Raw genomic sequence first — 23,122 nt, 5'->3', positions numbered from 1 at the left:
GAGCCCGCGGTGCCGTCCTCAGTCCGCCGAGACCGTTCCGTCCCGCTCCACCGTGAAGTGCCGCAGTCCCCGCGTCGCCGGGCCGTCCGGCGTGCCGGGGAGCACCCAGTAGGCGGGCGCCTTGCGGTTCCGGAACCCGGGGGCGCCGGTCACCACCTCTGCCCGGCCGTCCTTGTCCAGGTCGACGAGCTGGGTGTCCCAGCCGAAGTAGTCGTCGATGACGTCCGGGTTGGGCCACCGGCTGGACGTGCCGGGCACGCCGGGGGTGTCGATGTCGTACCGGCGCGCGGTGCCGGGGTCCAGGCCGTCGCGCCCGCCGCGCATCACGATCAGCCGGCCCTTGCCCTGGTCCTCGCCCATGGCGGGGGCGGCGAGGTCGTCGTGGCCGTCTCCGTCGATGTCGCCGGCCGCCGCCCCGTTGCCGAACTCGTCCGAGCCCTGGCTCCCGCCCGGCACGCCCGGAGTGTCCTGGTCGACGTACGTCTTGGGGCGCCCGGTGCCCAGGCCGCGCTCGCCGCCGTAGACGACGGTCAGGCTGCCCGCGCTCAGGCTCTTGCGGGACTCCAGGTCGGAGAAGATGAGGTCGTCGCGGCCGTCGTCGTCGAAGTCCCCGGCGGTGCCGGGCAGCGGGTCCAGTGCGCCGCCGGTGTAGGTGATGTTGACGTCCTTCACCGGGCCGGCCTCCTTGAGCCCGGTGGGCGTGCCCCGGAACCACTCCGCGCTGTTCAGCCGCGGGGCGTTGGGGTCCTCCAGGTCCGCGTCCTCCTCCTCGAAGGAGCCGAGGACCACCAGGTCGGTGCGCCGGTCCCCGTCGAAGTCGCCCGCGACGGTCTCCCGCGGGATGCCCCAGCCGCTCTGGTCCGCGTCGAACTCACTGGTACGGGCGGGGGTGCCCGTACGCGAGAACGGGCCGTGGAGGACCGTGCCCCGGGCGGACGCGAGGTCGAGCCAGCCGTCCCCGTCGAAGTCGCCCAGGGAGTCCGGCTCCGGGCCCTCGACCGCGGTTCCCACGCTCTTGTCCAGTCCGCGCGGCCCGCCCCACCGGATGGAGGCGTCGGAGTCGTCCTCGCCGGAGGCGCCCTCCTGGCCCCTTGGCACCACGAGGTCCGCGTAGCCGTCGCGGTCCAGGTCGCCCTGGAGCCGGTCGGAGGCGTCGTCCGCCCAGGGGGCCTCGCCGGACCAGTCCTTCTCGGCGGCGTCGCGTGCCAGCGGTCCCACCGGTACGGACTTCTCCGGCCGTACGCCGTCCGCGGAGCCGGGCACGGCGGCGCGGTAGCGGGCCCAATCGGCGCCGACCCGCGGTTTGCGCCAGCCGCTCACGGCCAGGTCGCGGTAGCCGTCGCCGTCGAAGTCGCCGAGTGCGGCGCGCTTCTTCGCGGACGCGGACCCCGAGGGGGCGGGGGAGGCGGACGGTCCGTCCTGGCCGGCACCGTCCGGCGAGGCGCTCTGCGCCGCCGTACCGCCCCCGTCGCAGCCCGTACCGGCGAGCAGCGCGGTGGCGCAGACGACGGCCGTGGCCAGGGTTCGTATCCGCACGTACTTCCTCCGGCGCGGGGTGTGCCCGCAAGTCGACGGCAAGGGGATCATTTGATGCTGCCTGCGCGGGATTGCGTTCCGGCAACGGTCTCGTCCCGATCGTGGGCCACTGATCATGGAAGAGGCCCGGTGGGACGCGGAGCGTCTCACCGGGCCTCGGGCCGCGTCGCGTGCGGACTAGCGCACCGTCGACCCCGCCATGTAGTTCGGCCAGGTGTGCTGCGGGGGAAGGTAGTTGGCGACCATGTCCTCCGGGATGGTGGACGGGGCCTCCCATCCGGAGGGTGTGACGCCGTTCCCGTAGGAGTCGTACGAGCCGGTCGAGTACGAACCGCCCGATGAGCCCGTGGAGTACGAACCGCCGCCGGAGCCCGTGGAGTAGGACCCGGTGCCGTACGAGCCGTTCGCGTACGAGCCGTTGCCGTAGGACCCGTTGCCGTAGGACCCATTGGAGTAGCCCCCGTTGGCGTACGAGCCACCGGACGAAACGTTCGTGTACGAGCCGCCGGACGCGCCGCTCGAATCGCGGCGGTGGCGTCCCGAGCGGTCGTCCGTGCCGACACTCGGCTGAGCGGCGGTCAGACGGCCCTCGGCGGAGAGCTGCTGGACGCGGGTCACCAGCCGGGCCAGGTCGAGCCCGAACTCGTCCGCCAGCACGCGCAGATCGATGCCGGACTGCCAGCTGTCGATGAGGACGAGGTCCATGGCGGACGTCCACGCCGTCTCGCGCACCACCGGGATCTCGGCGGTCGACGTCATCGGCGACTCGTACGAGGCGGGCGCCTGGGCGTCGAGGTGCGAGGTCGCCTGATGCGCGTACTGCTGATACGCGGGCTGGTGCTGCGCCTGCGTGTGGTGCTGCGGGGTGTGGGCCGGGGGCGGTGGCGCGGCGGCCGTCTGCTGCTGCGGCTGCACCGGGGGCGCGGTGTGGCCGGTATGCGGGGCGTGACCGGTGTGGGGGCCCGGGTGGGGCGTGGCGTGCCCGTTGTCCGGGGCTGCCTGCGCGGCCATGTTCTCCGCCGCCTCCGCCACGGTGGCGGTGGCCAGGACGTCGTCGGCCATGCGGCGCGCGTCCTCCTTGCCGACCGTACGGCGGGCCACTCGCACCTCGCGTTCGCTCAGCCCGAGCAGGTCCGAGACGGCACTGTCGCTGCCGATCGTGACGGCGAACGCGGCGAGCAGCCGTGATCGCTGCGCCTGCGTCTCGTCGAGCGCGCTCTGCGCCGACCGCACGTGTTCATCGCTGAGGCAGAAGGCCTCTGCCAGTACGGTGTTTCGGTTCCACAACTGCCGCGGCTCCATGCCGGATCCAACGCCCCGTGGCGTATTCAGGAAATCGGCACGGCGGTGGCCCCACCCGAAGAGACGATTCTTCAGATAGATGCCAAGAAGCGACTAAGCAATGGTCGGACTTATGCCTGTCCGACGGATGCGGGCCGCGCGGGCGGGGTGCGAGCCGCGCCCGGAGCGGTGCGACCGTACGCGGCCCGACGTGTGCTAACGGGGATGGTGCAGGGACTCTGCGCAGGTCCAGGGGTGCTGGACGGCCTGTCACGAGCCCTCGCGCGCCTGGGCCTCTTCGGACGACCGGGCGTGCAGCACGGACCGGGTCCCGGGGCACAGGTGTCCACGGGTGTCGCCGTACGGGCCGCGGGTTGACGCTTCAGGGGCCCCGGGCGGCCGATGCGGTCCGCCCCCGCACCGCGGGCCGACGTCAAGGCCAGGGTGACGCTCGCGCCCGGCACGGACACCTGGCACGGCCGCTCAGGGCTGATTGGCACAGGTTGCCGGCGGTGGGTGGCAGGGGCCGCCGCCGGCAGGTGTTCCGGTGCGGGGCGGCCCGCGCGGAGAGCCGGTGCGCACGCCCGCGCGGGGAGCTCCTTCGAGGCCCGTACGGGAGCGCTGTGCCGGTGTGGGCACCCGTGGTGCGGTGCCTATGGAGGGTGCCCGTCACAGGCGCCGGGGACGCCGGTGGCCGGGGTGTCTGCCCCCGGCACCCCGCCACCGCACCGCCGCCCCACTCGGGCCTTCCGGCCCCCTGGCCCCGGGGCCGGTCCGGGCGCCCGTCAGTCGTCGATCGCCGCCCCGAACTGCGCGTCCGCCGCCGGGGCCCCCAGGGAACCGGCGCCGTACGTCCACGAACCCGTGGCCGTCACCCCGGCGGAGGACGCCGGGAAGACCCAGACCACGCCGTCGTCGGTGTTCTCGCCGGGCGCCGCGGCGAGCAGCACGGACCTGCCGTCGCCGTCCGGGTCGGTCAGCCGCACCTGGCCCCCGAAACGGTCCGCTCCTTCGGCCTCGCCGGGGACGCCCGCCGAGTCCTGGTTGAGGTCCTTGACCTTCGCCGTCGTCAGGCCGTTCTGTGAGCCGCGCAGGATCCAGACCGCGCCCGCGTCCGCCAGGGTGCCGATGTCCTCGCCCGAGGCGCCGATGGCCAGGTCCGCGTACCCGTCGCCGTCGGTGTCGCCCAGCGACAGGTCGGTGCCCCAGCCGTCACCACGCTCGGCGACGCCCGGTACGCCCGCGGAGTCCTGGGTCCACCACTGCGGGGGGCTGTCCGGGCCTTCGGTGCCCGCGGGGCCCTCCGCGCCGCCGTAGTGGACGCCGACCAGGCCGCCGGTCATCGTCTCGCCGCCGTCGTCCGGGCTGTTCGGCTCTCCGGTGACCAGATCGTCGTAGCCGTCGCCGTTGATGTCGCCGGAGGCGGCGACGGGGCCGCCGCGCAGGTCGCGTCCGTGGACCAGGCCGTCCTCCTGTCCGGCGAAGAACACCGACCAGCCGTGCCCGGGCTCCGCGCCCGTGCTGATGCCGGAGACGACGAGGTCGGCGTATCCGTTGTTGTCGTAGTCGCCGGTGGTCAGCGTCTTCGGGAGGATCTCGGGGGCGTCCTCGGCGGCGAGAGCCGACCGGCCGATGCCCTGCACGCGCTCCGCGGCCCTTTCACTGGCGCTGGCCCTCCCGGTCCTCCCGGTGGCCTTGCGCTCCGTACGGGCCTCGGGGGCGGGCTCGAAGGAGTACAGCCCCAGGTCGTCGCGGTCGAGTACGGCCAGCACATCGCCCGGTGTCCCGCCCGTGAAGTGGGCGGCGGCCAGGCCCGCGCCGAAGTTCTGTCCTGCGCCCGGGACGGAGGACTCCAGCCACTGCGACGCCGTACCGCTCAGGCCCTGTGGCGAGCCCCAGAGGATGACGAGCCCGCCGGCGTCCGACACCGTGCCGATGTCCTCTCCCGGAATGCCGACGATCGCGTCGTCGTAACCGTCTCCGTCGAGGTCGCCGGAGGCCACGGCCCGGCCGAAGGCGTCGCCGGGCTCGGCGGCGCCTTGGACGCCCGCGGTGCCCTGATGGATGACGGCGCGGCTGCCGGTGGTGATCCCGCGGGACGAGCCGTACTGGACGGCGACAAGGCCCGCGCCGCGGTGGCCCCCCACGGTGGCGCCCGGTGCTCCGGTGAGCACGTCCTCGCGGCCGTCGCCGTTGAAGTCCGCGTTGCGGTCGTTCGCGTGCGTCCCGCCGGGGGTGCCGGCGTGGGCCGCGGGAGCCGCGGTGATGGCCGCCCCGGCCAGGAGGATCAACGAGGCGGCGGCGACGGCCGTCGAAGGATTCTTGTGCACGAATCGGCTCCTTGGGTCGGGAATGCCGGGCTGGTGACGTACTGGCCGGAAATAGCCCGTCGTTTCCGGTGCCAGTTGGACGGTGGATGGGATGGAAGGGTTGTGCGGGAGGAGTGGGGAACGGGCGTTCGGTATGCGGGCTCCGGCCGGAGTCCTCACGGCCCCCTCGCCCCGCAGCGGATGCGGCCTTCGTGCTGCGGCGGGTACGGCCCTCGTCCTGCGGCGGATCCGGCCTTCGTCCTGCGGCCCGCACTGCCCGGCCCGGCCCCCTACCGCCTCGGGGCCCGTCGCGTACGCCCCCGGCCGCCGTCGCGTACGTTCCCGGCGCCCGTCGCGTACGCCCCCGGCCGCATCGCGTACGTCCCCGGGGCGCCCATCCCGCACACCCCCCGGCCCCCGCAGCAGTGCCGCGAGAGGTGGTTGCGCACCGGTCGCCCCATGGAGGGGCCCAGTGTTAGAAATAGGGACATGGCCGGTTCCATCGGCCGATCTTGGGTCTCATCGGTCCGCTCGCTGGCTGGCCGGCGCCGGCGCATGACTATGGGCGTGCGAACCGTCGCCGGTCAGGTCTTCGTGCTGCAAGTAGCCGTCGTCCTGCTGCTCGTCATCGCCGCCGTCGTGGCGCTGGTGCTGCAGTCCCAGAGCGAGAGTGAGCGCGAGGCCCGCAACCGGTCGGTCGCAGTCGCGGAGTCCTTCGCCCGTTCCCCACGTCTCGAACAGGTCCTCAAGACCCCGGATCCGGACAAGGAGCTCCAGCCGATCACCGAGGCCGCGCGCCGCGCGTCCGGCGTCGACTTCATCGTGGTGATGGACCGGCAGGGCATCCGGTACACCCACCCCATCCCCGACCGCATCGGCAAGCGCTTCGTCGGCTCCATCGAGCCCTCGCTGGCCGGTCGCGTCCTCACCGAGAAGGTGAACGGCCCGCTCGGCGAGGAGGTGCAGGCGGTGGTCCCCGTACGGGGGGACAACGGCAGGGTGATCGGCCTCGTCTCGGCCGGCCTGAAGGTCAGCAACGTCAGCGGAGCGGCGCACCGGCAACTGCCGCTCATCTTCGGGGCGGGCGCTGCGGCACTCGCCATCGCCACCGTCGGCACGGCGCTCATCACGCGTCGGCTGCGGCGCCAGACGCACGGCCTGGACCCGCCCGAGATGACGCGGATGTACGAGCACCACGACGCGGTGCTCCACGCCGTCCGCGAAGGCGTGCTGATCATGGACGGCGACGGCCGTCTCGTCCTGGTCAACGACGAGGCGCGGCGCCTGCTGGACCTGCCGTTCGACGCCGAGGGGCGGAGCGTCAACGAGCTGGGCCTCGACCCCCGTACCGCCCAGCTCCTCGCGTCGGGCAGGATCGCGGAGGACGAGGTGCACCTGGCGGGGGACCGGCTGCTGGCCGTCAACCACCAGCCCACCGACCGGGACGGCGGCCCACCGGGCAGCGTCGCAACGCTGCGCGACACCACCGAGCTGCGCGCGCTCTCCGGCCGTGCCGATGTGGCGCGCAAGCGGCTGAAGCTGCTGTACGACGCGGGGGTGCGGATCGGTACGACTCTGGACGTGGTGCGGACGGCGGAGGAGCTGGCCGAGTTCGCCGTCCCCCGTTTCGCGGACTTCGTCACCGTCGACCTGACCGAGCAGGTCCTGCGGGGCGAGCAGTCCGCGGGCGCGATGTCGGGGGCGCGTCCCATGCGGCGTACGGCTCTCAGCGGCATCCGGGAGGACCCGCCGATCTATCCGCTCGGCCGGCTGATCACCTTCGTCCCCGGCACGCCGCAGGCCGAGGGCTTCCACTCCGGGCAGGCGGCGGTGGAGGCGGACATGACCGCCTTCAGCGGCTGGCAGGTGCAGGACCCCACCCGGGCGCGGAAGATCGTGGAGTTCGGGATCCACTCGATGATGGCGGTGCCGCTGCGCGCCCGCGGCGACATGCTGGGCATGGCGACGTTCTGGCGGTCGGTGAAGCCCGAGCCGTTCGACGAGGAGGACCTGTCGCTGGCCGAGGAGCTCGTCGCCCGCGCCGCGCTGTGCATCGACAACGCCCGTCGCTACACGCGCGAGCACACCATGGCCGTCACCCTGCAGCGCAGCCTGCTCCCGCGGATCCTGCCCGAGCAGAGCGCGCTGGACGTCGCGTACCGCTACCTGCCGGCGCAGGCGGGCGTGGGCGGCGACTGGTTCGACGTCATCCCGCTGCCCGGGGCCCGGGTCGCGCTGGTGGTGGGCGATGTCGTCGGCCACGGGCTGCACGCCGCCGCCACGATGGGCCGCCTGCGCACCGCGGTGCACAACTTCTCCGCCCTGGACCTGCCCCCCGACGAGCTGCTCTGGCACCTGGACGAGCTGGTCGCCCGTATCGACCAAGGAGAGGCGACACACGACGGCGGCAATGTGCCGATCACCGGCGCCACCTGCCTGTACGCGATCTACGACCCGGGTTCGCGGCGCTGCACCATGGCCCGGGCGGGGCACCCGGAGCCGGCGCTCGTCCATCCCGACGGCAGCGTGGAGTTCACCGAACTGCCCGGCGGCCCGCCGCTGGGCCTCGGCGGCCTGCCGTTCGAGACGGCGGAGCTGATGCTGCCCGAGGGCAGCCGGCTCGTCCTCTACACGGACGGGCTCGTGGAGAACCGCGACCGGGACTTCGACGAGGGCCTGCAACTCCTGCACGGCGCCCTGGAGACCCATCCGGACCGTACGCCGGAGGAGACCTGCGAGGCGGTGCTGGACGTCCTGATGCCGGAGCGGCCGAGCGACGACATCGCGCTGCTGGTGGCCCGTACACGGGTGCTCAACGGTGCGCGGGTCGCCGAGTGGGAGGTGCCGTCCGACCCGTCGGCGGTGGCGGGGGTGCGCGCGGCGGTGGCGGAGAAGCTGGACGAGTGGAAGCTGGACGAGGTCGCGTTCACCACCGAGCTGATCCTCAGCGAGCTGATCACCAACGCCATCCGGTACGCGAGTCCCCCGATCAAGCTGCGGCTGGTGCGCGACCGCACGCTGATCTGCGAAGTCTCCGACGGCAGCAGCACCTCGCCGCACCTGCGGCGGGCGGCGACGACGGACGAGGGCGGCCGGGGGCTGTTCCTGGTCGCGCAGTTCGCGGAGCACTGGGGGACGCGGTACACACCCGGGGGCAAGGTCATCTGGACCGAGCAGCCCCTGCCGCCGCCCGAGCAGTAGCCGCCCGCCCACCGCCTCCGTACGGATACGGGAGCCCCACCCCTTTGAGGACGCGGGCCCCAGGGGTGCGGAAGGGGCCGGCACGGAATCCGGAACGGCCGCAGCCGCCGCCGCACGATGGCGGCAGCGGCTGCGTATCCGGCTGCTGGGCGGACGACGGGACCGGGCGGTCCGTCGTCCCGCGGCGTCACTGCACCGTCTCGGGCTCCGGCTCCTCGGCCGACTCGCCGTCCTCCTCCGGTTCGGCCGGCGTCTTCACCGAGTCGAGCAGGAGCTGGGCGACGTCCACGACCTGGAGGGACTCCTTCGCCTTGCCGTCGTTCTTCTTGCCGTTGACCGAGTCGGTCAGCATGACGAGGCAGAACGGGCAGGCGGTGGAGACGATGTCCGGGTTCAGGGAGAGAGCCTCGTCGACGCGCTCGGTGTTGATGCGCTTGCCGATCCGCTCCTCCATCCACATCCGGGCACCGCCGGCGCCGCAGCAGAAGCCGCGCTCCTTGTGCCGGTGCATCTCCTCGTTCCGCAGGCCCGGCACCTTGGCGATGATCTCGCGCGGCGGCGTGTAGACCTTGTTGTGGCGGCCCAGGTAGCACGGGTCGTGGTACGTGATGAGGCCCTCGACCGGCGTGACGGGGATCAGCTTGCCCTCGTCGATGAGGTGCTGGAGCAGCTGCGTGTGGTGGATGACCTCGTAGTGGCCGCCGAGCTGCGGGTACTCGTTCGCGATGGTGTTGAAGCAGTGCGGGCAGGTCGCGACGATCTTCTTCTTGGACTGCTCGACGACCACGCCCTCGTCGGCGTCCTCGCCGAAGGCCATGTTGAGCATCTCGACGTTCTGCTGGCCGAGCTGCTGGAAGAGGAACTCGTTGCCCAGGCGGCGGGCGGAGTCACCGGTGCAGTTCTCCTCGCCGCCCATGATCGCGAACTTCACGCCCGCGATGTGCAGCAGCTCGGCGAACGCCTTGGTGGTCTTCTTGGCGCGGTCCTCCAGGGCGCCCGCGCAGCCGACCCAGTACAGGTACTCGACCTCGGAGAGGTCCTCGATGTCCTTGCCGACGACCGGGACCTCGAAGCCGACCTCCTTGGTCCACTCCAGCCGCTGCTTCTTGGCCAGACCCCAGGGGTTGCCCTTCTTCTCCAGGTTCTTGAGCATCGTCCCGGCCTCGCTCGGGAAGGAGCTCTCGATCATGACCTGGTAGCGGCGCATGTCGACGATGTGGTCGATGTGCTCGATGTCGACCGGGCACTGCTCGACACAGGCGCCGCAGGTGGTGCAGGACCAGAGGACGTCCGGGTCGATGACGCCGTTCTCCTCCGCCGTCCCGATCAGCGGGCGCTCGGCCTCCGCGAGGGCCGCGGCCGGAACGTCCTTGAGCTGCTCCTCGGTGGCCTTCTCCTCGCCCTCGGCGTCCTTGCCGCCGCCCGCGAGCAGGTACGGCGCCTTGGCGTGCGCGTGGTCGCGCAGCGACATGATCAGCAGCTTCGGCGAGAGCGGCTTGCCGGTGTTCCAGGCGGGGCACTGCGACTGGCAGCGGCCGCACTCGGTGCAGGTGGAGAAGTCGAGGATGCCCTTCCAGGAGAAGTGCTCGACCTGGGAGACGCCGAACTGGTCGTCCTCGCCCGGGTCCTCGAAGTCGATCGGCTTGCCGGCCGAGACCATCGGCTGAAGCGCGCCGAGGGCGACGTCACCGTCGGACTCGCGCTTGAACCAGATGTTGGGGAAGGCCAGGAAGCGGTGCCAGGCGACACCCATGTTGGTGTTGAGGCCGATGGTGATCGCCCAGGTCATGGTGACGCCGAGCTTGATCATGGCGAAGAGGTAGACAAGGTTCTGCAGGGCCTCGGTGGAGAGGCCGTCGAACGCGGCGGTCAGCGGGTACGAGGCGAAGTACGCGGCCTCGTAGTGGTCCACGCCGTGCAGCGCGCCCTCGAGGCCGCGAAGCGCCAGGATGCAGACGCCGATGACCAGGATCACGTACTCGACGAAGTAGCCCTGCCACATCTTCGAGCCGGTGAAGCGTGACTTCCTGCCCGCCTTCGAGGGCAGGCTCAGCAGCCGGATGCCCATGAGGGTGAGGATGCCGACCGTCGTCGCCAGAGCGATGAACTCGGTGTAGACCTCGTAGGGCAGGAAGCCGCCCAGCACCGGCAGCGTCCAGTCGGCCTGGAAGAGCTGGCCGTACGCGGTGACGATCGTCAGCCCGAGGGTCAGGAAGCCGACGGCGACGAACCAGTGCGCGACGCCGACGATGGCCCAGCGGTTCATCCTGGTGTGGCCGAGGAACTCTTTGGCCAGGGTGATCGTGCGCCGTTTCGGGGCGTCGGTGCGGCTGCCCGCCGGGACCGGCTGCCCCAGCTTCACGAAGTGCCAGATCTGCGCGACGGCTCGGGCGATGAGCGCAACGCCGACCACGGTCAGAACCAGCGACACGATGATCGCGGCGAGTTGCATGCGGGGCTCCTCGGGCCTGCGGACGAGCTGGGAGGGGACGGACGACCTGCGCTCTCGGCGCGGAATTCCCAGACTTACTAAGCGGTAACTTTTCCAGTCTTGACGACATTACCCAGGATCGCAGGTCCCATGAAACCGCCCGGCCGGTGATCTGCATCGCCCAGGCGACCCTTTCCTCCCGCCGGCCGTCCCGCTTGACGGCGTACTGACAGAAGCCCCGGCATAAGAGTTGAGTGAGGTCGACTCAGCTCTGTTGACAGGAAATTGTGGATCATGCACGCTTGAGTCTGTTCCACTCAAGTCAGCTGGAGGACAGAAACCATGGCACGTGCGGTCGGCATCGACCTGGGCACGACGAACTCCGTCGTCAGTGTTCTCGAAGGCGGTGAGCCCACCGTCATCACCAACGCCGAGGGCGCCAGGACCACGCCGTCCGTCGTGGCCTTCGCCAAGAACGGCGAGGTGCTGGTCGGCGAGGTCGCGAAGCGTCAGGCGGTCACCAACGTCGACAGGACCATCCGGTCGGTCAAGCGCCACATGGGCACCGACTGGAAGATCGACCTTGACGGCAAGGACTTCAACCCCCAGCAGATCTCTGCCTTCATTCTGCAGAAGCTGAAGCGGGATGCGGAGTCGTACCTGGGCGAGAAGGTCGCCGACGCGGTCATCACCGTACCGGCGTACTTCAACGACTCCGAGCGCCAGGCCACCAAGGAGGCCGGCGAGATCGCGGGCCTGAACGTGCTGCGGATCGTCAACGAGCCGACCGCCGCCGCTCTCGCCTACGGCCTGGAGAAGGAAGACCAGACCATTCTGGTCTTCGACCTCGGTGGCGGCACCTTCGACGTCTCGCTGCTGGAGATCGGCGACGGCGTCGTCGAGGTCAAGGCGACCAACGGTGACAACCACCTCGGTGGTGACGACTGGGACCAGCGCGTCGTCGACTACCTGGTCAAGCAGTTCGCCAACGGCCACGGCGTCGACCTGTCCAAGGACAAGATGGCTCTGCAGCGCCTCCGTGAGGCCGCGGAGAAGGCAAAGATCGAGCTGTCCTCGTCCACCGAGACCACGATCAACCTGCCCTACATCACGGCGTCCGCCGAGGGCCCGCTGCACCTGGACGAGAAGCTCACCCGGGCGCAGTTCCAGCAGCTCACCTCCGACCTGCTCGAGCGCTGCAAGACCCCGTTCCACAACGTCATCAAGGACGCGGGCATCCAGCTCTCCGAGATCGACCACGTGGTCCTGGTCGGCGGCTCGACCCGTATGCCGGCCGTCGCCGAGCTCGTGAAGGAGCTGACCGGCGGCAAGGAGGCCAACAAGGGCGTCAACCCGGACGAGGTCGTCGCCATCGGCGCCTCGCTCCAGGCCGGTGTCCTCAAGGGTGAGGTCAAGGACGTCCTGCTGCTGGACGTCACCCCGCTGTCCCTCGGTATCGAGACCAAGGGCGGCATCATGACCAAGCTCATCGAGCGCAACACCACGATCCCGACGAAGCGTTCGGAGATCTTCACGACGGCCGAGGACAACCAGCCGTCCGTGCAGATCCAGGTCTACCAGGGCGAGCGCGAGATCGCGGCGTACAACAAGAAGCTCGGGATGTTCGAGCTGACCGGCCTTCCGCCGGCCCCGCGCGGCGTCCCGCAGATCGAGGTCGCCTTCGACATCGACGCCAACGGCATCATGCACGTCGGGGCCAAGGACCTGGGCACCGGCAAGGAGCAGAAGATGACCGTCACCGGCGGCTCCGCGCTGCCGAAGGACGACATCGACCGCATGATGCGCGAGGCCGAGCAGTACGCGGAGGAGGACCACAAGCGCCGCGAGGCCGCCGAGACCCGCAACCAGGCCGAGCAGCTCGTCTACCAGACCGAGAAGTTCCTCAAGGACAACGAGGACAAGGTCCCGGGCGAGGTGAAGACCGAGGTCGAGGAAGCCGTCAGCGACCTGCAGGAGAAGCTCAAGGGCGACGACACGGCCGAGATCCGCACCGCGACCGAGAAGGTCGCCGCCGTCAGCCAGAAGCTGGGCCAGGCGATGTACGCCAATGCCCAGGCCGAGGGCGGCGAGGCCGGTGACGCCGCGGGTGCCGCAGGCGCCGAGGGTGCCAAGGCCGACGACGACGTCGTGGACGCCGAGATCGTGGACGACGAGAAGCCGAAGGATGGTGCCGCGTGACGGAGGAGACCCCGGGCTTCGACGAGCAGCCCGACGTCCCTCCCTCCTCGACCCCCTTCGGGGAGGAGGGTCCCCCCTCGTCCGCGCAGGGTCCGGGCCCTCAGGCACCGGACGAGGCAAAGAAGGCCGGGGGGCCCGCCGGATCGGCGGGCCCTGCCGGGCCCTCAGGGGATGATCTGCAGACCGTCGGCCTGCAGGCCCAGTTGGACCAGGTCCGTACGGCGCTGAACGAGCGTACGGCCGACCTCCAGCGCGTCCAGGCCGAGTACCAGAACTACCGCCGCCGGGTCGAGCGGGACCGGATCACGGTCAAGGAGATCGCTGCCGCGAACCTCCTGACCGAACTCCTTCCGGTCCTGGACGACATCGGCCGTGCGCGGGAACACGGTGAGCTGCTCGGCGGGTTCAAGTCCGTCGCCGAGTCGCTGGAGACCATCGCCGCCAAGATGGGACTGCAGCAGTTCGGCAAGGACGGCGAGCCCTTCGACCCGCTGATCCATGAGGCGCTGATGCACAGCTACGCGCCGGATGTCACCGAGACCACGTGCGTGTCGATCCTTCAGCCGGGGTATCGCATCGGCGAGCGAACGATCCGCCCCGCGCGGGTCGCCGTCGCCGAACCCCAGCCGGGCGCGCAGCAAAAGGGCGGTGCGGACGGCGACACGCAGTCGGCGGACGAGGACAGCAGTGGCCCCGACGAGGGGTGACGGAACGGCAGGAGCAGCAGCAGGAGGAGAGGAGGGACGTCGAGGATGAGCCTGAGCAGGGACTTGCTGGAGAAGGACCTCTACAAGGTCCTCGGCGTCCCCAAGGACGCGACCGAGGCGGAGATCAAGAAGGCGTACCGGAAGCTCGCCCGCGAGTTCCACCCGGACGCCAACAAGGGCGACGCCAAGGCCGAGGAGCGCTTCAAGGAGATCTCCGAGGCCAATGACGTCCTGGCCGACGCCAAGCGCCGCAAGGAGTACGACGAGGCACGCGCGCTGTTCGGGAACGGCGGATTCCGTCCCGGTCCCGGCGCGGGCGGCCCCGGCGGCTTCAACTTCGACCTGGGCGACCTCTTCGGGGGCACCCAGGGCGGTCCCGGCGGCGGCGCCGCCGGCGGTGCGGGCGGCTTCGGCGGCGGTCTCGGCGACGTCTTCGGCGGGTTGTTCAACCGCGGCGGTCCCGGGGCGCGTACACAGCCGCGCCGCGGCCAGGACATCGAGTCCGAGGTGACGCTCAGCTTCACCGAGGCGGTGGACGGGGCCACGGTTCCGCTCCGGATGTCCAGCTCCGCCGCCTGCAAGGCATGCTCCGGAACGGGCGACAAGAACGGCACGCCGCGGGTCTGCCCGACCTGTGTCGGCACCGGCCAGGTCTCGCGCGGCGGCGGTGGCGGCTTCTCGCTCACCGACCCGTGCGTGGAGTGCCGGGGTCGCGGGCTGATCGCTCAGGACCCGTGCGAGACCTGCAAGGGCAGCGGGCGCGCCACCAGCTCCCGCACGATGCAGGTCCGCATCCCGGCGGGCGTCTCGGACGGCCAGCGGATCCGGCTGCGCGGCAAGGGCGCTCCGGGCGAGCGCGGCGGCCCGAACGGTGATCTGTACGTGGTGGTGAAGGTCCACGCGCACCCGGTCTTCGGGCGCAAGGGGGACAACCTCACCGTCACCGTGCCCGTGACGTACGCGGAGGCGGCGCTGGGCGGCGAGATCAAGGTCCCCACGCTCGGCGGACCGCCCGTCACGCTCAGGCTGCCGCCCGGCACACCGAACGGGCGGACGATGCGCGCCCGTGGCAAGGGTGCTGTGCGCAAGGACGGCACGCGCGGCGACCTCCTGGTCACCGTCGAGGTGGCCGTACCCAAGGATCTCGGCGACAAGGCGAAGGAAGCCCTGGAGTCGTTCGCCGAGGCCACCGCGGATCACGATCCGCGGGCTGAGCTCTTCCAGGCCGCGAAGGGAGCATGAGGATGGACGGCCGAGGCATGCCAGGAGGCAGGGGCGGCAGAAGCCGTAATCCCTACGAGCTCACCGACGAATCCCCTGTCTACGTCATCTCGGTGGCGGCCCAGCTCTCGGGTCTGCACCCGCAGACCCTGCGCCAGTACGACCGGCTGGGCCTGGTGTCCCCGGACCGTACGGCCGGGCGCGGCCGCCGCTACTCGGCCCGGGACATCGAACTGCTCCGGCAGGTGCAGCAGCTGTCCCAGGACGAGGGCATCAACCTCGCCGGCATCAAGCGCATCATCGAACTGGAGAACCAGGTCGCGGCGCTGCAGTCCCGCGTCGCCGAACTCCAGCACGCCCTGGAGGGCGCGGCGGCGACGATGCAGCAGCGGGAGGCGGCCGTCCACGCTTCGTACCGGCGCGACCTGGTGCCGTATCAGGACGTCCACCAGACCAGCGCGTTGGTCGTCTGGCGGCCCAAGCGGCCGGGTGTGGAGTAGCCCGCGACGCCATGTCGTGACGCCACGGACCCTTCCTGCGGAAACGGGGAGGGGTCCGTGGCGTTTTCCGTCCGGAGCCGCCGGCCGCACGGAAACGCCACGCAGGGCAGCCGTGTTCGGCCCCTGCGTGACCGGTGACGTTCCGCCTGGCGGCTCCCCCGGGAGGCGGAGCACCATGGGGGTGTGGCCCCATATGGGAGGTATGCCATGACCGCCATGCTGGAAGTCAAGACCATCGAGAAGCCGGATGAACGGCGCGACTTCCCCAGTGGCCACGTCGAAGCGCTCCACCTCACCGGTCTGGACTTCGCCGTGGCCACCATGGAACCCGGCTGGCGATGGTCCGAGGCCGTGGCGCCGATCGCCGGGACGAAGAGCTGCCAGGTCCACCACAGCGCGCTGGTCGTACACGGCCGTCTGCACATCCGGATGGACGAGGGCGGTGGCGAGGCGGAGGTCGGCGCCGGCGACGTGTTCGTCTGCGCGCCCGGGCACGACGCCTGGGTGGTCGGCGACGAGCCGTGCGTGGTGTACGACTTCGCCGGTGGGATGGCAGCGGAGTACGCGAAGCGCTAGGAGGTCCGAGCCTCATGACATTCGTACAGGTCATCGAGTACGAGACGACGCGCGAGGAGGAGATGGAGCGGGTCTTCGACGAGTGGATGCGTGCCACGGAGGGCAAGCGGACGCTGACCCGCGAGGTGCACACCAAGGACCGCGACAACCCCGCGCACTACGTCGACATCGTCGAGTTCCCCTCGTACGAGCAGGCGATGGTCAACAACGATCTGCCGGAGACGCGGCGGGTGGCGGAGCAGTTCCGGAACCTGTGCACCCGTGAGCCCCGGTTCATGAACCTGGAGGTCATCGACGAGCAGCGGTAGGGGGCACCGAGGCGCGTGCCCCGGCCCCGACGCCGGCCGTGATTCCGTCCGAGGACGCGGACCGGCCCACGGGGGCCGGGGTGCGTCCGTGGGTGTCAGGGCGCGGGCGTCGGAGGCGTTCCTCCTGTGCCGCGGGCCGCCGGTCCGGCCGCTGTCCGCATCGCCCGGGCTTTCGCCGCGTGATTCCGGGCTCGACGCCTCTATCTTGAGTGGAATAGACTCAACTTACTGCACGTTGAATCTGGCAGGATTGGGGCGGGTGGGACCGGTGCGGCCGGACCGCCGCACCGAGCGACGACGCCGCCGAGGGATACGAGGAGGAGTGCACACCCGTGGATGCCGAGCTGACCACCAGGAGCCAGGAAGCCATCAGCGCCGCCAGCAGCCGCGCCGTATCCGCAAGCAACCCCGACTTCACCCCCGTGCACCTGCTGCTCGCGCTGCTGGAGGGCGAGGAGAACGAGAACCTCCAGGACCTGCTGGCCGCCGTCGAGGCCGACATGGCGGCCGTACGGTCCGGGGCCGAGCGGCTGCTCGGCTCGCTCCCCAGCGCCCAGGGCTCCACCGTCGCCGCGCCGCAGCCCGACCGGGCCCTGCTCGCCGTCGTCGCCGACGCCGGGCAGCGCGCCAAGGAGCTGGGCGACGACTACATCTCCACCGAGCACCTGCTCATCGGCATCGCCGCCAAGGGCGGCCAGGCCGGCGAGCTCCTCGACCGGCAGGGCGCGAGCGCCGAGAAGCTGCTCGACGCCTTCGAGACGATCCGCGGAGGACGACGCGTGACCACGCCCGACCCGGAAGGCACGTACAAGGCCCTGGAGAAGTTCGGCACCGACTTCACGGCCCTGGCCCGCACGGGCAAGCTCGACCCGGTCATCGGCCGTGACACCGAGATCCGCCGCGTCGTCCAGGTGCTCTCCCGCCGTACGAAGAACAACCCCGTCCTCATCGGCGAGCCCGGTGTCGGCAAGACCGCCGTCGTCGAGGGGCTGGCCCAGCGGATCGTGAAGGGCGACGTGCCCGAGTCGCTGAAGAACAAGCGGCTGGTGGCGCTCGACCTCGGTGCGATGGTCGCGGGCGCCAAGTACCGCGGCGAGTTCGAGGAGCGGCTGAAGACCGTCCTGGCCGAGATCAAGGAGAGCGACGGCCAGATCATCACGTTCATCGACGAGCTGCACACGGTCGTCGGCGCGGGCGCCGGCGGCGACTCCGCCATGGACGCGGGCAACATGCTCAAGCCCATGCTGGCCCGCGGCGAGCTGCGCATGGTCGGCGCGACGACCCTCGACGAGTACCGCGAGCGGATCGAGAAGGACCCGGCGCTGGAGCGCCGCTTCCAGCAGGTGCTGGTCGCCGAGCCGTCCGTCGAGGACTCGATCGCGATCCTCCGCGGCCTCAAGGGCCGGTACGAGGCGCACCACGGTGTGCAGATCGCCGACTCCGCGCTGGTCGCCGCCGCCACCCTCTCCGACCGCTACATCACCTCCCGCTTCCTCCCCGACAAGGCCATCGACCTCGTCGACGAGGCAGCCGCCCGCCTCCAGATGGAGATCGACTCCTCGCCCGTCGAGATCGATGAACTCCAGCGCGCCGTCGACCGGTTGATGATGGAGGAGGAGTCCCTTCTCGCCGCCCAGGCAGGCGAGAAGGAGCGCAAGCTCCTCAAGAAGCAGGACCGCGAGAGGGACCTCTCCCCGGACGCGCGCGAGCGGCTCGACCGGCTGCGCAAGGACCGCGCGGAGAGGGAGGAGAAGCTGCGTGGCCTGCGCGCCCGCTGGAACGCGGAGAAGGAGATCCACAACCGGGTCGGCGACCTCAAGAAGCGCCTCGACGAGCTGGAGACCGAACTCGAACTGGCCGAGCGCAAGGCCCCCGAGACCGGCGACTGGGTAACCCCGGGCCGTCTGCGCTCCGAGGTCATCCCGCAGACCCGCAAGGAGCTGGAGCAGGCCACCGCCGAGCAGAAGGCCCTGGAGGGCATGGTCGGAGAGGAGGTCACTCCGGACGACATCGCGAGCGTGGTCGGCTCCTGGACCGGAATCCCCGCCGGCCGGCTGCTGGAGGGAGAGACCGAGAAGCTGCTGCGCATGGAGGAGGAGCTCGGCAAGCGGCTGATCGGGCAGTCCGAGGCCGTACGCGCCGTCTCCGACGCCGTACGCCGCTCCCGCGCGGGCGTCGCCGACCCCGACCGCCCGACCGGTTCCTTCCTCTTCCTCGGCCCCACCGGTGTCGGCAAGACCGAACTGGCCAAGGCGCTCGCCGACTTCCTCTTCGACGACGAGCGGGCCATGGTCCGCATCGACATGAGCGAGTACGGCGAGAAGCACTCCGTCGCGCGGCTCGTCGGCGCCCCGCCCGGCTATGTCGGCTACGAGGAGGGCGGCCAGCTCACCGAGGCCGTGCGGCGCCGCCCGTACAGCGTCGTGCTGCTCGACGAGGTGGAGAAGGCGCACCACGAGGTCTTCGACATCCTGTTGCAGGTGCTGGACGACGGGCGGCTGACCGACGGCCAGGGCCGTACGGTCGACTTCCGCAACACCATCCTCATCCTCACCTCCAACCTCGGCTCCACCTACCTCGTCGACCCGGCGCTCAGCGAGGACGTGAAGCGGGACAAGGTCCTGGAGACCGTACGGGCCTCCTTCCGGCCCGAGTTCCTCAACCGCCTCGACGACGTGGTGGTCTTCCACCCGCTCGGCACCCGCCAGCTCAAGCGGATCGCCCAGATCCAGATCGACCAACTGCAGCGCCGCCTCGCCGACCGCCGCCTCACACTCGACCTCACCGACGAGGCGCTGGAGTGGCTGTCCCGGCTCGGCCACGAGCCCGTGATCGACGCGCCCGAAGCGGGACCGGACCTGGCCTACGGCGCCCGGCCGCTGCGCCGCCTGGTGCAGACGGCGATCGGCGACCAGCTCGCCCGCGCGATCCTCGCCGGCGACGTCCAGGACGGCGACACGGTGCGTGTGGACCTGGACCGCGACGGCAACCGGCTGACCGTCGGCTCGGAGGCAACCGGCTGACCACCGGCCCCGCCCGGGCGGTGGAGTGGACCGGGGTTGCAACGACGGGGCCGGTGTGAGGGAGGATGGCAGGAACCGTACGAAGGGAAATCCACGGTGACTATCGACCCGTCCTCGATTCCGAACTTCGGGGGCCAGCCCGAGCCACAGCAGTCGGGGCCGGTGGGCCCCGTCATCCCCGATCAGGACCTGGTCAAGCAGCTCCTCGACCAGATGGAGCTGAAGTACGTCGTGGACGACGAGGGTGACCTCGCCGCTCCGTGGGAGCAGTTCCGCACGTACTTCATGTTCCGCGGGGAGGAGGAGCAGCAGGTCTTCTCGGTCCGCACGTTCTACGACCGGCCGCACCTCATCGAGACCAAGCCGCAGCTGCTGGAGTCGATCGACGACTGGAACCGCCGCACGCTGTGGCCGAAGGTCTACAGCCACACCAACGACGACGGCACCGTCCGCCTGATCGGTGAGGCGCAGATGCTGATCGGCACCGGCGTCAGCCTGGAGCACTTCGTGTCCAGCACCGTGAGCTGGGTGCGGGCCTCGATCGAGTTCGACCGCTGGGTCGTGGAACAGCTCGGCCTGGAGAAGGACGTCGACTCCGCGGGGCCGGACGAGAAGGGCGACGACGAGGAGTAACTCCCCCTCCGCCCGGCGCCGTCGGGGACCGGCGCCCGGAGGGCCAGGGCGTCGTGCCCGGAAACGGGGCCGCAGGGGGAAGCGGGACGGGGCCCACGGGGAGTTGGCGCTGCGGCGTCCATGAGACACCGGTCCTGCGGCGCTCGCGAGGAGTCGGTCCTACGGAGCCGAGGTCGCGATCGCCAGCAGATACGTCCCGTAGCACCATGAGAGCCCGGCCAGCGCACCGACCGTCACCACGACGGTGCGCGTCCGGGCTCTCGCCATGCCCACCGCCACCGGTAGCAGCAGCGGAAAGGCGGGCAGCAGAAAGCGCGGCTTGCACCCGAAGTACCGCGCGCCGCCGAGGGCGATGACCAGCAGCACACCGCTGTACACCACGAGGGCGACCGGCGGCCGGTCCAGCACCAGCAGCACGAACAGCACCAGTGCGACCGAGACCAGGGCGATCGCCATCGGGTACGGCAGACGCATCGGGCCCAGGACCGTACGGCGGACCGTCTCCCAGCCGTCCTGGCCGAAGTCGAACTTCGAGCCCCAGCCGCGCTGCACCGCGAAGTAGCCGAACAGGGGGCTGCCCTTCCGCCACCCCACCCACAGCACGTAGCCGGCCCAGCCCAGCGGGGCGAGCGCCGCCCCCGCCCAGAGCCGCCAGTCCTGGCGGGCGGAGAGCGAGAGGCTGTCGGGTGTCCGGTTCCGCCAGAGCTGGCAGATCTGCCAGGCGGCGCCGAGCGAGACCGCCGCCGCCACCGCGATGCCGTTGGGACGGGAGAGCCCCGCGAGCGCGGCGAACGCGCCCGCCCACAGCCACCGGCCGGTCAGCGCCGCGTACAGCGCCCAGGCCGCGAACGCGGTCATCAGCGACTCGGTGTACGCCATCGACTGGACGATCGCGTGCGGCAGCACACCCCACAGGACGACGAGCAGCACGCCCGCGCGGCGGCCCGCCAGCCGCTCGCCCACCGCGTAGATCCCCCAGGCGGCCGCGCCCGCCGCCGCCCAGGACACCAGCAGCCCGGCCTCGACGAACCCGAGGGACAGCGTTGCCCGCACGCCGCGGACCAGCATCGGATAGAGGGGGAAGAACGCCAGGTCGCTGTAGATGTACGACGGATCGGCGCCGTGCAGGACCGTGCCGTAGCCGTGGTCGGCGAGCCGCTCGTACCAGACGGCGTCCCAGGAGCGGCCGAGCAGCTTGCCCGGCTGCTTGCCGGCGTGCCAGGACCACAGCGCCAAGAGGAGCAGCCCGCACAGACGCACCGCCGCGTAGATCAGGAGTGCCGGCGCCGCCCGCCGCAGGGCGCCGAGCAGCTGCCCGCGCCACCCTGTCCGCAGCCGTACGGGCCGGTCGTCTCTGGCGCGTACGGGCAGGCGGGTGTCGGCTGACACGACAGGCACCTCCGGTGCTGCGCAGCGGGCGGACGCGGACCCGCCCCCGTGCGCACGCGAGGAGGACCCTGCACCTCCGACCTTGCGCGGCGCCCGTGCCCGCGGCGACCGCTGACGCCCGACGGTGGCCCGAAGTGCACCCCATCGGCCCACGCCCCGGCGCCCGGTCGCATCAGCCCGCGCTCAAGCGGCGGGGTGGCGCGCACGGACCGGGGCGACGGGCGCTCGTCGAGCGTGCCCCGGAGGTGGCCTCTGCACAGGCCCGTCAGGGCGCCAGCTGCTTGAGGCGGGTCACCGCCTCCTCCAGGACCTCCGTGCGCTTGCAGAACGCGAACCGGACGAAGGGCGCCCCCTCGTCCTGGTGGTCGTAGAAGACCGCGTTCGGGATGGCGACGACACCGCAGCGCTCCGGCAGGGCGCGGCAGAAGGCGAAGCCGTCGCTCTCGCCGAGCGGGCGGATGTCGGTGGTGACGAAGTACGTGCCGGAGGGGCGGAAGACCCGGAAACCGGACTCCGCGAGTCCGGCGCTCAGCACGTCCCGCTTGACGCCGAGGTCCTCGCGCAGGGCATCGAAGTAGCTGTCCGGGAGGCGCAGGGCTTCGGCGACGGCGTACTGGAAGGGGCCGGCCGAGACGTAGGTGAGGAACTGCTTTGCGGACCGTACGGCCGTGACCAGTTCGGGGGCCGCCGTCACCCAGCCGACCTTCCAGCCCGTGAACGAGAAGGTCTTGCCCGCCGAGCCGATGGTGACGGTGCGCTCGCGCATGCCCGGGAAACCGGCGATGGGGTGGTGCTCACCGCCGTCGAAGACCAGGTGTTCGTAGACCTCGTCGGTGACCACGAGCAGGTCGCGCTCGCAGGCCAGCTCGGCGACGGCGGCCAGCTCATCGCGGGTGAGGACGGTGCCGGTGGGGTTGTGCGGGCTGTTGAGGAGGATGAGCCGGGTGCGGTCGGTGACGGCGGCGCGCAGCTCGTCGAGGTCGAGCCGGTACGTCAGGGACTCGGGGTCGGGCCGCAGGGTCACAGGTACGCGGGTGCCGCCGGCCATCGCAATGCACGCGGCGTACGAGTCGTAGTACGGCTCGAGGGCGATGACCTCGTCTCCGGGTTCGAGCAGGGCCAGCAGCGAGGCGGCGATGGCCTCGGTCGCGCCGGCGGTGACGAGGACCTCGCGGTCCGGGTCGTACGGGAGGCCGTACCGCCGTTGCTGGTGTTCGGCGATCGCCGTGCGCAGCTCGGGGATTCCGGGCCCTGGCGGGTACTGGTTGCCGTGCCCGTCGCGCAGCGCCCGCACCGCCGCTTCCCGGACCTCGTCCGGGCCGTCGGTGTCGGGGAAGCCCTGTCCGAGGTTGATCGACCCGGTGGTCGCGGCGAGGGCGGACATCTCGGCGAAGATCGTCGTGCCGAATGCGGAGAGGCGGCGGTTGAGCAGCGGTCGTCCCATGCGGGCCATCCTCCGCCGAACCTCTGGACTTCCTCAACTCTGCTTTGGGTCTCCGGGGTACGGGCATGACCCCGTCACGCAAGAAGCGGGGCCTCGCTTCGGGGGAACAGAGAGGAGAGTGAGGACGATGGGAGTCGTACTGTTCGTGGTCGTGTTCGCGATCGTGGTGATTGCCGTGATCGCCGGCAAGTCGGGTAGTTCCGGGCGCTCACGTCGCCGACGGGGAAGCTGGTGGGCCGGTGGCGGCGGGGGCGCTTCCGGTGGCGGTGGATGCGGCGGCGGCTCCTCGTGCGGCGGCGGCAGCAGCTGCGGTGGCGGCGGCTGCGGTGGCGGTGGCGGCGGAGGAGGTGGCTGCGGCGGTGGT

The 23,122-nt window shown here is 71.2% G+C and carries 15 protein-coding genes; 9 read left to right on the top strand and 6 right to left on the bottom strand.

Translation table 11 applies throughout. The features are described from left to right. Positions 1-18: 18 nt before the first annotated feature. From ACGFNH_RS20975 to ACGFNH_RS20965, 3 genes are all read right to left on the bottom strand, one after another. Positions 19-1,536 (bottom strand): FG-GAP repeat domain-containing protein, encoded by a 1,518-nt coding sequence (locus ACGFNH_RS20975; protein ID WP_393655813.1) that lies wholly within the window; start codon positions 1,534-1,536, stop codon positions 19-21. Between the two features lie 177 nt (positions 1,537-1,713). Next, on the bottom strand, positions 1,714-2,823 hold the full coding sequence (locus tag ACGFNH_RS20970) for a hypothetical protein (RefSeq protein ID WP_393655811.1): 1,110 nt from the start codon (positions 2,821-2,823) through the stop codon (positions 1,714-1,716). A 779-nt stretch (positions 2,824-3,602) separates the two neighbouring features. Beyond that, a complete protein-coding gene (locus tag ACGFNH_RS20965) occupies positions 3,603-5,147 on the bottom strand; it encodes an FG-GAP repeat protein (protein ID WP_393655809.1) in 1,545 nt (514 codons plus the stop codon). Between the two features lie 468 nt (positions 5,148-5,615). Between ACGFNH_RS20965 and ACGFNH_RS20960 the strand changes: the two genes are divergently transcribed. After that, positions 5,616-8,327 (top strand): SpoIIE family protein phosphatase, encoded by a 2,712-nt coding sequence (locus ACGFNH_RS20960; protein WP_393655807.1) that lies wholly within the window; start codon positions 5,616-5,618, stop codon positions 8,325-8,327. A gap of 187 nt (positions 8,328-8,514) precedes the next feature. On the opposite strand, the gene ACGFNH_RS20955 is transcribed toward ACGFNH_RS20960, so the two are convergent. Continuing rightward, positions 8,515-10,779: a (Fe-S)-binding protein gene (locus ACGFNH_RS20955; RefSeq protein ID WP_393655805.1), complete on the bottom strand. Its 2,265-nt coding sequence runs from the start codon at positions 10,777-10,779 to the stop codon at positions 8,515-8,517. A gap of 321 nt (positions 10,780-11,100) precedes the next feature. On the opposite strand from ACGFNH_RS20955, the gene dnaK reads away from it, so the two are divergent. The 8 genes from dnaK to ACGFNH_RS20915 all read left to right on the top strand — a co-directional run bounded on the left by dnaK (position 11,101) and on the right by ACGFNH_RS20915 (position 19,925). Beyond that, entirely contained in the window at positions 11,101-12,957 is a 1,857-nt protein-coding gene (dnaK, locus tag ACGFNH_RS20950; RefSeq protein WP_393655803.1) for a molecular chaperone DnaK, read from the top strand. After that, entirely contained in the window at positions 12,954-13,664 is a 711-nt protein-coding gene (gene grpE / locus ACGFNH_RS20945; RefSeq protein WP_393655801.1) for a nucleotide exchange factor GrpE, read from the top strand. Before dnaK ends, grpE begins: the two co-directional genes overlap by 4 nt. A 45-nt stretch (positions 13,665-13,709) precedes the next feature. Then, complete coding sequence (dnaJ, locus tag ACGFNH_RS20940) at positions 13,710-14,906, top strand: molecular chaperone DnaJ (protein ID WP_393655799.1); 1,197 nt, start codon at positions 13,710-13,712, stop codon at positions 14,904-14,906. 17 nt (positions 14,907-14,923) lie between these two features. Further along, positions 14,924-15,385 (top strand): heat shock protein transcriptional repressor HspR, encoded by a 462-nt coding sequence (locus tag ACGFNH_RS20935; RefSeq protein WP_393655797.1) that lies wholly within the window; start codon positions 14,924-14,926, stop codon positions 15,383-15,385. A 216-nt stretch (positions 15,386-15,601) separates the two neighbouring features. Further along, the gene (locus tag ACGFNH_RS20930) at positions 15,602-15,961 is read left to right on the top strand and encodes a cupin domain-containing protein (protein ID WP_393656154.1); all 360 of its coding nucleotides are present in this window, start codon (positions 15,602-15,604) and stop codon (positions 15,959-15,961) included. Positions 15,962-15,975: 14 nt separating this feature from the next. Continuing rightward, on the top strand, positions 15,976-16,269 hold the full coding sequence (locus tag ACGFNH_RS20925) for a hypothetical protein (RefSeq protein WP_393655795.1): 294 nt from the start codon (positions 15,976-15,978) through the stop codon (positions 16,267-16,269). Between the two features lie 332 nt (positions 16,270-16,601). Continuing rightward, the gene (locus ACGFNH_RS20920) at positions 16,602-19,292 is read left to right on the top strand and encodes an ATP-dependent Clp protease ATP-binding subunit (protein ID WP_393655793.1); all 2,691 of its coding nucleotides are present in this window, start codon (positions 16,602-16,604) and stop codon (positions 19,290-19,292) included. A gap of 96 nt (positions 19,293-19,388) precedes the next feature. After that, positions 19,389-19,925 (top strand): YbjN domain-containing protein, encoded by a 537-nt coding sequence (locus tag ACGFNH_RS20915; RefSeq protein WP_393655791.1) that lies wholly within the window; start codon positions 19,389-19,391, stop codon positions 19,923-19,925. A 159-nt stretch (positions 19,926-20,084) separates the two neighbouring features. Here the strand turns inward: ACGFNH_RS20915 and ACGFNH_RS20910 are convergent, their stop codons facing one another. Both ACGFNH_RS20910 and ACGFNH_RS20905 read right to left on the bottom strand, forming a co-directional pair. Then, a complete protein-coding gene (locus ACGFNH_RS20910; RefSeq protein WP_393655790.1) occupies positions 20,085-21,314 on the bottom strand; it encodes a hypothetical protein in 1,230 nt (409 codons plus the stop codon). A gap of 265 nt (positions 21,315-21,579) precedes the next feature. Continuing rightward, positions 21,580-22,758 (bottom strand): pyridoxal phosphate-dependent aminotransferase, encoded by a 1,179-nt coding sequence (locus tag ACGFNH_RS20905; RefSeq protein WP_393655788.1) that lies wholly within the window; start codon positions 22,756-22,758, stop codon positions 21,580-21,582. Positions 22,759-23,122 lie beyond the last annotated feature (364 nt).

The sequence above is a fragment of the Streptomyces sp. NPDC048639 genome (assembly GCF_043199075.1).
Taxonomy (GTDB): Bacteria; Actinomycetota; Actinomycetes; order Streptomycetales; family Streptomycetaceae; genus Streptomyces.
This window is presented reverse-complemented; position numbering and strand designations above follow the sequence as displayed.